Here is a 12,652-nt window from a genome sequence, read left to right as displayed (position 1 = left end):
ATTCATGATTCACGCAATTTCCGCGCTGAACCGCCACCTCTACGAAGACGTACTCGAGCAGCATTTCCAGTTGCGCCACGACATCTTCGTCGAGGAACGGCACTGGGAGGCGCTCCGCAAGCCGGATCGCCGCGAGATCGATTCGTATGACAACGAGGACACGGTCTATCTTCTCGCGCTGGAGGAGCGCCGCGTCGTTGGCGGACACCGGCTTTATCCGACCACCAAGCCTTCGATGATGAGCGAGGTGTTCCCGCATCTCGCGACCGTGCGCGGCTGCCCTTCGAATCCGCTGGTCTGGGAGTGGTCGCGCTATTTCGTCGTACGTGAACGCCGCGACGGTGCCCTCAATCTGCAACTGATGGCCGCGGTGCAGGAGTTCTGTCTTCATCAAGGTATCGCGGAGGTCGGCGCGATCATGGAGACCTGGTGGTTGCCGCGCTTCCACGAGGCCGGCTTCGTCGTGACACCGCTTGGCCTGCCGGCGCTGGTGGAGAATGCCTGGACCATGGCGGCGACCATCGACATTCGCCAGGAGACAGTCGATGCCCTGCATGACCGCATCGGCTTGGCTTCGGTCGTCCATCAGGATGGACCGCGTCTCGATTGCATTGCCCGTGCCAACCTCTGCGGCCGCACCGCCGCGCAACGAAAGACCGCCTGAGATGTCGAACATGATGCGAGACAGCCAGATCATGGCGCAGACCAAGGACGAGAACCTCGGCTACATGTCCGACATGGCGCTCGAGCTGGCGCAGATGGCGGAGGACAGTGGGCTGGCGACCTTGGCCTATTTGTTCCGTATGGCGGCGCTGGAGGCCTCCACCGCCAACAGCGAGCTCAACGAACCGGACGATCTCCCCCGTCGGGTCACGTCGCACTAGACGTCCCCCATCACTTCTGCAGATGGATCACCCTCTCCCCGGCAACGGGAGAGGGTGATCGTTTGGGTGCGGCAGGCTGGCCCACCCGGGCCGGCAGCTTCCTCGCCGGGGCGGGCTTGGCGCGGGCGGTTTGATCACATGCATCGGCATGCAACAAAGTGCATGTTGGGTGTCGAATCGCTCTTGCCTCGGAACGATACTGCCATTACCCATTTTTCCGCCTTGAGGAGGCAGGGGGAGCTCTTTCACTGATGGCGACAGTGTTCGAACATCGGCGCGCGTCTGCATGCGCCTGAAAGAGACTTGATGCTGCTCGTCGTCGAACAGTTCTTGAACGGATTGCAGTTCGGTCTGCTGCTGTTCCTCCTCGCTGCCGGCCTGACGCTGGTGTTCGGGATCATGGATCTCGTCAATCTCGCGCACGGCTCGCTCTACATGATGGGCGCCTATTTCGCCGCGACCTTCGCCGCCTGGACCGGCAGCTTCCTGCTCGGCGCGCTGCTGGCGCTTGGCGCCACGCTCGTGCTCGGCATCGTGCTCGAGATGAGTGCGCTGCGGCATCTCTACGGGCGCGACCATCTCGACCACGTGCTCGCGACGTTCGGCCTCATCCTGTTCTTCAACGAGGCCGTCCGCCTGGTCTGGGGGCCGGCGGGCCTGGCGCTGCCTCTGCCGGCCTGGCTCACCGTGCCGGTGCCGATCCTGCCCGGCATTCATTATCCCGCCTACCGCCTCGCCATCATCATCGTGGCGCTGCTGGTGGCGCTCTTGCTCTATGTCGGCGTGATGCGCACGCGCATCGGCATGCTGATCCGCGCCGGTGCCTCCAATCGCGAGATGATCGGCGCGCTCGGCATCAACATCAAGCTGCTCTACACGCTGGTGTTCGGCTTGGGTGCGGCGCTCGCCGGCCTTGCCGGCCTGATGCAGGCGCCGATCCTCACCGTGCAGATCGGCATGGGCGAGAATATTCTGATCCTAGCCTTCGTCATCATCGTGATCGGCGGCATCGGCTCGATCCGCGGCGCATTCCTCGCCGCGATCTTCGTCGGCATGATCGACACGCTCGGCCGCGCCTTCCTGCCCAATCTGTTGCGGCAGGTGCTGAGCGGTGCCGCTGCCTCCACCGCCGCGCCTGCGTTATCTTCGATGCTGATCTACCTCTTGATGGCGATCGTGCTGGTTGTGCGGCCGGAGGGGCTGTTTCCGGCCAACCGTCGATGAAGGCTTTCTCGATGAGCAAGGCCGTCACGGCCCTGATGCTGGCAGGCCTCGTGCTGCTGCCGCTCTATTCGCATCTGTCCGGCAACATCTTCATCCTGACGCTGTTCACCCGCATCGTCATCCTGGCGCTCGCGGCGGCCAGCCTCAATCTCATCATGGGCTTCGGCGGCATGATGAGCTTTGGCCACGCCGCCTATCTCGGCATCGGCGGTTACGCCGTCGGCATGCTCGCCCAGGAAGGCGTCGGCTCCGGCTTCATCCAGTTTCCGGTCGCGCTGGCGGCGTCTGCTACTTACGCGCTGGTGATCGGCGCGCTGTCTTTGCGTACCCGCGGCGTCTATTTCATCATGATCACGCTCGCTTTCGCGCAGATGGCCTATTATGTCGCCTCGGGGCTGGCGCGCTACGGCGGCGACGACGGCCTCACCGTCTACAAGCGCAGCGACTTTTCCGGCCTGATCGACCTGTCGAACCGCACGCAGTTCTACTACCTCTGCCTTGCCTGCCTGTTCGGCGTGATCTTCCTGATCTGGCGCATCGTCAATTCGCGATTCGGCCTCGTGGTGCAGGGCCTGCGCTCCAACGAGCAGCGCATGCAGGCGATCGGCTTTCCTGCCAAACGCTACCAGCTCGCCTGCTTCGTTATATCAGGGACGATGTGCGGCCTCGCCGGCGCGCTGCTCGCCAACAACACCGATTTCGTCAGCCCGGCCGTGATGTACTGGACTCGTTCCGGCGATCTCATGGTGATGGTCATCCTCGGCGGCATGGGCACGCTGTTCGGCCCTGTCATAGGGGCGGTGGTCTATCTCCTGCTGGAAGAGTTCTTGTCGCAGATCACCGAATATTGGGCGCTGATCATGGGCCCGCTGTTGCTGCTGATCGTGCTGTTCGGCCGCGGCGGCATCATGGGCCTGCTCGGGAGGGTCGGTCGTGGCTGAGCCGCTGCTCCGCGTCGAAAAGCTGGTGCGCCGGTTCGGTGGCATCGTCGCCACCGATCACGTCTCGCTCGACGTCGCGGCGGGTGAGTTGCATGCCATCATAGGCCCGAACGGGGCCGGCAAGACCACACTGATCAGCCAGCTCACCGGGCACCTCGAGCCGCATTCCGGCAGCGTCACGCTCGCGGGGCGCGACATCACCTATCTGCCGGCCTATCGCCGCTGTGCGCTGGGGCTTGCACGTTCGTTCCAGATCACCTCGCTGCTGCTCGACTTCACGGCCGCCGACAACGTCGCACTGGCGGCGCAGGCCCATGCCGGCACCTCATTTCGCTTCTTCGCCAACGCGCGGAAAGAGAAAGGCCTGCGCGATGCGGCTCATGCTGCGCTCGACCGCGTTGGCCTCGCCCATCGCGCCGATGCGCTGGTGTCGAAGCTGAGCCATGGCGAGCGGCGCCAGATTGAGCTTGCGGTGGCGCTCGCCAGCAAGCCGAAACTGCTGCTGCTCGACGAACCCATGGCCGGTCTCGGCGTCACCGAATCCCAGGGCATGGTGAAACTCCTCCAGGAGCTGCGCAAGGAAGTCTCGATCGTGCTGGTCGAGCACGACATGGCGGCGGTGTTCGCGCTTGCCGATCGTATCTCGGTGCTGGTCTATGGCCGCGTGATCGCCTCCGGCGATCCCGCCGCGATCCGTGCCAACGAGGACGTCAAGCGGGCCTATCTCGGCGACCAGCATGTGGTGACGCGCCATGGCTGAAGAAACGATGGCTGACACGCTGCTCGACGTCGACGGCATCGAGACCTGCTACGGCCTTTCCCAAGTGCTGTTCGGCCTGTCCCTGTCGATCAAATCAGGCGAGATGGTCTCGCTGATGGGCCGCAACGGCATGGGCAAGACCACGACCATCCGCTCCATCATGGGCCTGACGCCGGCACGCGCGGGCAGCATACGCTTTGCGGGCACGGAGGTGCGGCAGCTCCCGTCCTACCGGATCGCCAAGCTCGGCATCGGGCTCGTGCCGGAGGGGCGCCAGATCTTCCCGAACCTGACCGTCCGCGAAAATCTGGTTGCTGCGGCCGCTGACCGCTTTGGCAGCGCCAATCCCTGGACGCTTGCCGCGATCTACGTGCTGTTTCCGCGACTCGCCGAACGCGCCGCCAACATGGGCAACCAGCTCTCCGGCGGCGAGCAGCAGATGCTCGCCATCGGTCGCGCGCTGATGACCAATCCAAAGCTCCTGATCCTCGATGAAGCGACCGAAGGCCTCGCGCCGCTGATCCGTGAGGAGATCTGGAACTGCCTATCGCTGCTGAAGAGCAGGGGCCAGTCGATCCTGGTCGTCGACAAGAACGTCGACCATCTCGCCCGTATCTGCGACCGCCATTTCATCATCGAGCGCGGCAAGACCGTGTGGAGCGGCACGTCGGACCAGCTGATGGCCGAGCCGGATCTGCAGCATAAATTCCTGGGGATTTGATTCCGCTCTCCCCTCGTTATTGCGAGGAGCTCTTGCGACGAAGTAATCCAGACTGTCTCCGCGGAGGCAGTTCTGGATTGCTCCGTTACGCTCGCGATGACGGAGGATGGAGCTGAGGGCCCCTACCAGTAAATCCCGTGCCGGTGCAGCTCGCGGATCACGCGCGCTTCGGTCGACGGCTCCCGGTGCCTCGGCTTGGGCGTTGTAGCAACCGGCGCTGCGGTCGGCAGTGCCGCTGTGGCTCCTGGCGTGGCCTGCGCAGTTGAAGCCGGCGCTGTGGTCGCTGTCTGCACGGTCGCCGCCGGCGCAACTGCCGGGGCCTGCGTTGTTGGGGGCGCCGCCGCCGTCTGCGCGGTTGTCTGGTTCGCATTCGTTGCCGCGAGGCTGAGGCTGCGCGAGCCGCCGGCGTGGGCTTGGCTGGCCAGCAACGATACCGTTGCCATGAGGATCAGCTTGCGCATGGAAGCCTCCTGCATTTGGTCAACCCCTCTGACAGATTGTCCGGTGTCAGCGCGCCAGGCGATGCGCACCGATCTCAATCAGCGTGGTCCGGCAGGACAGACGATAAATCAGGCTGAACAATTGACCCCACATGATCGAACTCCACTGTTGATCATGGGACCAAACGCTAGCCGGCGCATTTTTCAGGCGATCTTCGTCGCAGGGGGAAAATGGCTTCGTCGGAGCGGGAAACGATGTCGTCGGAACAGACGGCACGAAGTCGCCTCACAGGCGCGTGAGGCGATCTCCGTCAAAACATCTCGAAATATTCGCGGTGCTCCCAGTCGGTCACCTCCGACAGGAAGCGGTCGATCTCGGCGTTCTTGATATGGGTGTAATAGTCGACAAACTCGGCGCCGAATTTTTCGCGGAAGAACGGGTCGTCCTTCAGCGCCGAGACCGCATCGCGCAGGGACTTCGGCAGCAGCGGTGCCTTGGTCTCGTAGGGCGTGTCGGCGGAGGGGCCGGGATCGAGCTTGCGGTCGACGCCGTCGAGGCCTGAGAGGATCTGTGCAGCCATATAGAGGTAGGGATTGGCTGCGGGCTCGCCGACGCGGTTTTCGAGGCGCGTCGCGGCATCGCCCGCGCCGCCGAGCACGCGGATCATCACGCCTCTGTTGTCGCGGCCCCAGATCGCGCGGTCGGGCGCCAGCGAATAGGAGCGGTAGCGCTTGTAGCCGTTGATGGTCGGCGTGGTGAACACGGTCGCTGCACGGGCGTGGTCGAGCAGCCCTGCAAGATAGGCACGCCCGAACTCGCTCAGCGGCTCGCCGGTCTCCCTGGTCATGAACAGATTTTCCCCGCTCGCGCGCGAGACGATCGATTGATGCAGGTGCCAGCCGCTCGCGAACAGGTTCGGCAGCTTTGGCCGGCACATGAAGGTCGCGTGATAGCCATGCCGGCGCGCGATCTGCTTCACGGCGCTGCGGAACAGCACCATGTTGTCGGCGGGCTCCAGGCCCTTCTTCGGCGCGAAGGTGAATTCGCACTGGCTCGGCCCGAATTCGACCTCGACCGAGCGCAAGGGCAGCCCGAGCGCGACGATGTCGCGGCGCAGGATCTCCAGCACCGGCTCCATTTGGTCGAAGCGCTGCTCGGTGAGGTATTGATAGCCGTGAGAGAGCAGGCTGACCGAGGGCGCCGTGCCGGGCTGGCCCGCATCCTCCGCGCGCATATGCGGATCGTCGAGCCTGAAGATATGGAATTCGACCTCGAGCCCGGCGACGAAATCATGGCCACGGCTTCCGAGCTCGTCGAGCACCTTGCGGTAAAGCCCGCGCGTCGCGAACGGCACCGGGCGGCCGTCGCTGAAGTAGAGATCGCACAGCACCCAGCCCGTCGCCGGCGCCCAGGGCAGCACGCGAAACGTGGTGGGATCGGCGACCATCAGCGCGTCGGCGGCGCCCTCCATCTCCTGCATGCCGAAGCCGCCGCCTGACGTGAACACCGGAAACACCGTTCGGTGCGATGTATCCTTGGCGAGCATCGTGGTGGTGATGGAGCAGCCGCTTTCCAGCGAGGCGATCGCCTCGGAGGCGACGATGGTCTTGCCGCGCAAGATGCCGTGCTGGTCCGGGAAGGCGAGACGGATGACCTCGAGATTCCTGTCCTCGACGAGACGACGCATGCGTGCCGCCGCCTCCTTCTGCTCATCCGACCACAGCCCATGGCGCGCGACGAAAGTCACTTTGGTTGCTCCTTCTCGCTCTGCGAGTGTATAGGGCACACTGTCATCGTCCGCGAAGGCGGACGATCCAGTATTCCAGAGACAGCGACGTATCCACGAGAGGCCGCGGCGTACTGGATGCCCCGCTTTCGCGGAGCATGACAGTGGAGAATGCGGAGCCGCCGTCGCGATCCGCCGGCCGTGATCGGCACCGTCACTCCGCCGCCGTCAGCCGGTGCACCTTGCCTTCGATCTCCTTCGGCACCGGTGCGGTCCATGGTGCGCCGCGGCGGCGCTTGACGTCGACCTCCATCCAATAGGTCTCCCAGCCGCGGGTCGGCCCGATGCCGTCCATGGTCGCGGGGCCCTGGATGCTGCGTGCGTTGGCCTCGTCGAGGAACAGCATCGGCCTGTCCCCGGCCGCGACCTTCTCGATCTCCTGCCGGAGCAGGCGGCGATATTGCACGATTGCCTTGTCGCTCGAACCGAGATGCTCCCTGGTGCGGTCCTGGATCGCGCCCATCGATTCCACCGCCCATTGGTCGTGGACGTTGATGTCGTTGCCCATGCCGGTGTAGGTCGCGGTTTTCTGCTCGTGCGGATCGAAGCCGTAATCGTTGTTGCGGTTCTTGCGCGAGATGTAGTCGGGCAGCTCGTAGAGTTCGAGGCGCTGGTCGCGCATCTTCTGCTTGTCGACCGGGTTCGAATAGCTGGTGAAGATCGCATACCAGTAGCAGTTCTCGTCATCGACAGGCACGTGCCACTGCGTGATCGTCATCTCCGTGCTCATGGGAATGACGAAGCCGTGCGGGAAGAGCTGGTTGGTGACGCGCACATGAGTGCGTTCCTCGTCGATCTCGCGCAGCGCGATCAGCCGCAGGCCGTATTCGGTATGCTCGACATTGATGATCGGGCGATCGTATTCGCGCAGGATTTTCGTCATCGGCAGGTCGCTGCCGGCGGAGGCCCCGCGGAACTGCTTGCCGTAGGCGGTCGACGTGTCCTCGTCCTCGAAGAAGCGGTGCAGATAGGAGGCGTGGGCGGGATCGATGCCGACTTCGAGCGCCTGCAGCCAGTTGCAGGCCATGTGGCCCTTGAAGGCGAAGGTGTGGGAGCCGGGCGCGATGAAGCAGTCGATTTCCGGAAAGGCCGGCGGCTCACCTTCGCCGAGATAGGCCCAGAGGATGCCGCTCTTCTCCACCACGGGATAGGAGCGCTGGCGGATGTTCTGGCAGAGCTTTGAATCCTTCGGCTCGGCCGGCGTCTCGATGCACTGGCCGGATGCGTCGAACAGCCAGCCGTGGAAAGCGCAGCGCAGACCACCATGCTCCAGCCGTCCGAAGGCGAGGTCAGCGCCGCGATGGGCGCAGTGACGATCGATCAGGCCGTAACGCCCGGCCTCGTCGCGAAACAGCACCAGGTTTTCGCCGAGCAATTTGACGGGACGAATCGGCCTCGCACCCTCGAGCTCATCGACCAAGGCCGCCGGCTGCCAGTAGCTCCGCATCAGCTTGCCGCACGGGTCTTTCGGACCGGTGCGGGTGATCAGATCGTTCTGCTCCTGGCTCATCATGGCGAGTGTATCCTCTGTGGAGTGGAGTGTTGTTCGCCTATTGAACGAATGGGCGAATTATGACATGCCTTGGATCGGCAGCAAGCATTATTTTGCAGGACGATCCGGACCCTCATGCCGAAGCTGAAGCGGAACGAAACCGACGAGCGTGCGACGGATTTCGTCGAAGCCCTCGATCGCGGCCTGCGCCTCTTGCAGTGCTTCGGCACCAATGCCGGTCCGATGACGCTCAGCGATCTCGCCCGCGCTGCCGATCTGCCCCGGGCCACCACGCGACGCATGTTGTTCACGCTCCAGCGCGGCGGCTTTGTGAGTGGCGATGGAAGGCTGTTCTCGCTGACGCCGCATGTGCTGACCCTGGCGGCGTCCTATCTGCGCTCCAATCAGCTGGTCGCGGTGCTGCAGCCGGTGCTCGATCGCGTCGCAACAGCCGCGAACGAAATCTCATCTCTCGCGGTGCTCGACGGCGACGACGTCGTGTTCATCGCACGCAGCAGCCCGGCGCGGATGTTTTCAGGCGGATTGGAGATCGGCTATCGGCTGCCGGCATTCTGCACCTCGGTCGGCCGCGCCATGCTGGGCCAGCTCGATGATGCCGACTTGCTCGTCCGCCTGAAGACGATGACGCGCGAGGCGCTGACGCCGCAAACGGTAACCGACCCCACGGCGCTGCTCGCGCGCGTCGCAGCCGACCGGTCGCAGGGCTATTCCCTGGTCGACCGCGAAGCCGAGCCGCATTTCCGTTCGATCTCGGTGCCGGTGCGCCGCTACGACCACGTGATCGTCGCAGCCATCAACATGGGCGCCCATGTCGATCGCGTGCCGGCACAGGAACTGATCGACCGCTTCCTGCCGCTGTTGCGCGAAGGCGCGGAGTCCGTGCGGTCGCAGCTGCTCTAGCTGCTCCCGCCGCTCGGAAACCGGTGCTATAATCCAAGCACAAGAGAACAGGGAGGACGCCATGAACCATACCATGGTCCCCAGTGATCGCGTGGAGCACGTCGCCGTCTACGGGCGCGACGGCACGAAGCTCGGCACGATCGAGCGGCTGATGCTCGACAAGATGAGCGGCATGGTCGCCTATGCCATCGTCAAGACCGGCGGCCTGCTCGGCACCCATCACCACTATCCGCTGCAGTGGAGCGCGCTGAAATACGATCCCGGACATCAAGCATTCCACGTCGAGGTGACGCTGGACGAACTCAGCAGCGGCCCATGCGAGTTCGACGGTGACGCGTTCGACTGGGGCGACCGCTCGCGGCCCTACCCGCATCCGCATTACTGGTCAATCTAGGTCGTAATGCAGTCTTCGTAGCCCGGATGGAGCGCAGCGAAATCCGGGATCTCACGGCAGTCGAGTCTTCCCGGATTGCGCTGCGCTCGATCCCGGCTAAGGCCGCGCTACCGGTTGCGCATCCAGTCGGCGAGGCCTGATATCGCGCGATCAAGGTCCCGCCGCGCAGCGCTGTCGGCTATCGTCTCCTCCATCGCGCCGCGCATGCAGAGCATCCAGGCATCGCGCTCGGCATCGCCGATGGCAAAGCCGAAATGGCGCTGGCGCAGCCGCGGATGGCCCTTCTCGGGGGTATAGAGGCGCGGCCCACCCGTCCATTCGGTGAGATAGCGCTTCAGCACGTCCCGGATCAGGCCGAGGTCATCCGCATGCATGGCACGGATCACCTTCGCCTCCGGCAGCGTGTCCATGCGGTTGTAGAAGCGGTCGACCAGACGGTCGATCGTGGCACGGCCGCCGATCCGCTCGAACATGGAAGTGGTGACGTCGCTATCGGCCATTCCTACAGCGCCACGCTGCGCAGCCCAAAGCTGCGGGCCTCGTTCTGCAGCACCGGCCGCACTGCATCGATCAGCCGTGCAGCCGCCGCGTCGACGCTGAGCCCCGCCGTATCGACCACCGCCGTCGCACGCGAATAGAGCGGCTCGCGGCTGAGCAGGATGTTGCGCAGCTCGGCCATCGCGGAGCGATCATCCGCCATTGGACGCAGATCGCCCTGGCGGCGCACCCGGGCCATGTGCTCCTCGGGCTCGGCCTTCAGCCAGATCGTGTAGAACGAGGTCAGGATCTGGTCGAAGGTCAACGGCTCCGAGACGATGCCGCCGCCGGTTGCCAGCACCATCAGTTCGTTGCGCGCGAGCAGTTGCTGAAGCGCGGCCTGCTCCATGCGGCGAAAACCTTCCTGGCCGTAGAGCGCGATGATCTCGGCGACGGAGAGCCCGTTCTGCTGCTCGACTTCCTTGTTGAGCTCGACAAAGCTCCAGCCGATCTTTTTTGCCAGGACCTTGCCGAGCGTGGATTTGCCGGCGCCGCGCAGGCCGATCAGCGCAATGCCGCAGAACGGCGCGCGCCTCGCTGCGGAGGCGCTGCCGCCGGCGAGCAGGTCTTTTGCTTGCGCGATCTGCGCCGGTGTCGCCTTGCGCAAGAGATCGCGAAACATCTGCCAATCCGGTGTCGGATCGGCCGAAGGAAGCAGATCTTCCAGATGCGCGCCCATCGCGCCGGAGACGCGGCGCAAAAGCACGATGGAGACGTTGCCCTTGCCGCTCTCCAGCTGAGCGATGTAGCGCTCCGAAATCCCTGATACCTTGGCGAGCACTTTGCGCGACATGCCGCGCAGTGCGCGCATGGTGCGCACGCGCTGCCCCAGCTGTTCGAGGAATTGGGATTCGGCGTCGGGACTGTCGGTCATGAGCCTTCTTTACGGGTGTCCTGCGGCGCGTTTTAATGAAACATAGTGCCTGCTGGCATTGACAGCAAGCCGCTGCAGTGTCTTTCTATGAATTATAATTCTAAATTCGGGGGAGACGACCGTGAGCGAGGGATCCTACAACGCGGTGACCTGGCTGCTCGACCGCAATGTCGAGGAGGGCAGGGGAGGCAAGCTCGCCTTCGATGACACGACCTCGCGGCTCACCTATGGCGAGCTCCAGCAACAGACCCGGCGGGCTGCGAACATGCTGCGCCGGCTCGGCGTTCGCCGCGAGGAGCGCGTGGCGATGATCATGCTGGATACGGTCGACTTCCCGGTCGTGTTCCTGGGTGCGATCCGCGCCGGCATCGTGCCGGTGCCGCTCAACACGCTGCTCACCGCGGACCAATACGCCTACATCCTCGCCGACTGCCGCGCACGCGTGCTGTTCGTCTCCGAGGCGCTCTATCCCGTCATCAAGGCCGTGGTCGGCCGCATGCCCGATCTCGAACATGTCGTGGTCTCCGGGGCCAAGCAGAACGGCCACAAGCAGCTCGCGGAAGAGCTCGCCGGCGAGAGCGACCAGTTCACCACCGCCGCGACGCATCCGGATGAGCCGGCGTTCTGGCTGTATTCGTCCGGCTCGACCGGCATGCCCAAGGGCGTGCGCCATATCCATTCGAATTTGCAGGCAACCGCCGACACCTACGCCAAACAGGTTCTCGGCATCCGCGAGAGCGACGTCTGCCTCTCCGCCGCAAAGCTGTTCTTCGCCTACGGCCTCGGCAATGCACTGACTTTTCCGATGTCCGTCGGTGCCAGCGTCATCCTCAACAGCGAACGGCCGACGCCCGCGCGCATGTTCGATTTGATGAACCGCTACAATCCCTCGATCTTCTACGGCGTGCCGACGCTGTTCGCGGCGATGCTGAACGACGAGACCATGAAGGCCGAACAAGGCGGCAAGGCTCTGCGCATCTGCACCTCCGCCGGCGAGGCGCTCCCGGAAGCGGTCGGCAACAGCTGGAAGGCGCGCTTCGGCGTCGACATCCTCGACGGCGTCGGCTCGACCGAGCTGCTGCACATCTTCCTCTCGAATGCGCCCGGCGACATCAAGTACGGCTCATCAGGCAAGCCGGTGCCGGGCTATGCGGTGCGGCTCGTAAACGAAGCCGGACAGGACGTTGCCGACGGCGAAGTCGGCGAGCTCCTGGTCGATGCCCCCTCCGCCGGCGAGGGCTACTGGAACCAGCGCCACAAGAGCCGCCGCACCTTCGAGGGCCCGTGGACGCGCACCGGTGACAAATATGTTCGCGACGCTGACGGCCGCTACACCTTCTGCGGCCGGGCCGACGACATGTTCAAGGTTTCCGGCATCTGGGTCTCGCCGTTCGAGGTCGAGAGCGCGCTGATCACGCACCCGGCCGTACTGGAAGCCGCGGTCGTGCCCGAGGCCGATCCGGAAGGTCTGTTGAAGCCAAAAGCCTTCGTCGTGCTGCGCCCGGGCGCGAAGACGACGAACTTGCAGGAGATGCTCAAGGAGCACGTCAAGCAGAAGATCGGCCCGTGGAAATATCCACGCTGGATCGACGTGGTGGACTCGCTGCCGAAGACGGCGACGGGGAAGATCCAGCGGTTCAAATTGCGCGAGGGTGCGCATTAGCTACGGCCGTCGTG

Annotated in this window: 14 protein-coding genes; 9 read left to right on the top strand and 5 right to left on the bottom strand. The window is 64.4% G+C overall.

All coding sequences use genetic code 11. The annotated features are described in order from the left end of the window. The first annotated feature begins 4 nt into the window (after positions 1-4). The 6 genes from XH88_RS13945 (at position 5) to XH88_RS13920 (ending at position 4,530) form a co-directional block, all read left to right on the top strand. On the top strand, positions 5-664 hold the full coding sequence (locus XH88_RS13945) for an acyl-homoserine-lactone synthase (protein ID WP_271668863.1): 660 nt from the start codon (positions 5-7) through the stop codon (positions 662-664). Between the two features lies 1 nt (position 665). Continuing rightward, on the top strand, positions 666-884 hold the full coding sequence (locus XH88_RS13940) for a hypothetical protein (protein ID WP_333909250.1): 219 nt from the start codon (positions 666-668) through the stop codon (positions 882-884). A gap of 306 nt (positions 885-1,190) precedes the next feature. Further along, entirely contained in the window at positions 1,191-2,108 is a 918-nt protein-coding gene (locus XH88_RS13935) for a branched-chain amino acid ABC transporter permease (protein WP_271668861.1), read from the top strand. Further along, positions 2,105-3,049 (top strand): branched-chain amino acid ABC transporter permease, encoded by a 945-nt coding sequence (locus XH88_RS13930; RefSeq protein WP_271668860.1) that lies wholly within the window; start codon positions 2,105-2,107, stop codon positions 3,047-3,049. The genes XH88_RS13935 and XH88_RS13930 overlap by 4 nt, the downstream gene beginning before the upstream one ends. Next, positions 3,042-3,809, top strand: coding sequence for an ABC transporter ATP-binding protein (locus XH88_RS13925; protein WP_271668859.1), 768 nt, complete (start codon positions 3,042-3,044; stop codon positions 3,807-3,809). The genes XH88_RS13930 and XH88_RS13925 overlap by 8 nt, the downstream gene beginning before the upstream one ends. Continuing rightward, positions 3,802-4,530 (top strand): ABC transporter ATP-binding protein, encoded by a 729-nt coding sequence (locus tag XH88_RS13920; protein WP_271668858.1) that lies wholly within the window; start codon positions 3,802-3,804, stop codon positions 4,528-4,530. Before XH88_RS13925 ends, XH88_RS13920 begins: the two co-directional genes overlap by 8 nt. A gap of 122 nt (positions 4,531-4,652) precedes the next feature. Here the strand turns inward: XH88_RS13920 and XH88_RS13915 are convergent, their stop codons facing one another. The 3 genes from XH88_RS13915 to XH88_RS13905 form a co-directional block, all read right to left on the bottom strand. Continuing rightward, positions 4,653-4,991, bottom strand: coding sequence for a hypothetical protein (locus XH88_RS13915; protein ID WP_271668857.1), 339 nt, complete (start codon positions 4,989-4,991; stop codon positions 4,653-4,655). A gap of 290 nt (positions 4,992-5,281) precedes the next feature. Beyond that, entirely contained in the window at positions 5,282-6,718 is a 1,437-nt protein-coding gene (locus XH88_RS13910) for a glutamine synthetase family protein (protein WP_271668856.1), read from the bottom strand. Between the two features lie 193 nt (positions 6,719-6,911). Beyond that, positions 6,912-8,270 carry an aromatic ring-hydroxylating dioxygenase subunit alpha gene (locus XH88_RS13905; RefSeq protein WP_271668855.1) on the bottom strand — a complete coding sequence of 453 codons (1,359 nt, stop codon included), beginning with the start codon at positions 8,268-8,270 and terminating at the stop codon, positions 6,912-6,914. Positions 8,271-8,384: 114 nt separating this feature from the next. Between XH88_RS13905 and XH88_RS13900 the strand changes: the two genes are divergently transcribed. Both XH88_RS13900 and XH88_RS13895 read left to right on the top strand, forming a co-directional pair. Then, positions 8,385-9,170, top strand: a complete 786-nt coding sequence (locus XH88_RS13900) for an IclR family transcriptional regulator domain-containing protein (RefSeq protein WP_271668854.1) — start codon at positions 8,385-8,387, stop codon at positions 9,168-9,170. Between the two features lie 61 nt (positions 9,171-9,231). After that, positions 9,232-9,564 carry a PRC-barrel domain-containing protein gene (locus tag XH88_RS13895; protein ID WP_271668853.1) on the top strand — a complete coding sequence of 111 codons (333 nt, stop codon included), beginning with the start codon at positions 9,232-9,234 and terminating at the stop codon, positions 9,562-9,564. 107 nt (positions 9,565-9,671) lie between these two features. On the opposite strand, the gene XH88_RS13890 is transcribed toward XH88_RS13895, so the two are convergent. Both XH88_RS13890 and XH88_RS13885 read right to left on the bottom strand, forming a co-directional pair. After that, the gene (locus XH88_RS13890; protein WP_271668852.1) at positions 9,672-10,064 is read right to left on the bottom strand and encodes a group II truncated hemoglobin; all 393 of its coding nucleotides are present in this window, start codon (positions 10,062-10,064) and stop codon (positions 9,672-9,674) included. A gap of 2 nt (positions 10,065-10,066) precedes the next feature. Then, positions 10,067-10,975 carry a helix-turn-helix transcriptional regulator gene (locus tag XH88_RS13885; protein WP_271668851.1) on the bottom strand — a complete coding sequence of 303 codons (909 nt, stop codon included), beginning with the start codon at positions 10,973-10,975 and terminating at the stop codon, positions 10,067-10,069. Between the two features lie 121 nt (positions 10,976-11,096). Here XH88_RS13885 and XH88_RS13880 point away from each other — a divergent pair, with 121 nt between their 5' ends. Next, the gene (locus tag XH88_RS13880; protein ID WP_271668850.1) at positions 11,097-12,638 is read left to right on the top strand and encodes a benzoate-CoA ligase family protein; all 1,542 of its coding nucleotides are present in this window, start codon (positions 11,097-11,099) and stop codon (positions 12,636-12,638) included. Positions 12,639-12,652: the final 14 nt, after the last annotated feature.

Source organism: Bradyrhizobium sp. CCBAU 51627, assembly GCF_028128765.1.
Lineage (GTDB): Bacteria > Pseudomonadota > Alphaproteobacteria > Rhizobiales > Xanthobacteraceae > Bradyrhizobium.
The sequence above is the reverse complement of the archived record's forward strand: the minus strand, read 5'-3'. Positions and strand labels throughout refer to the sequence as shown.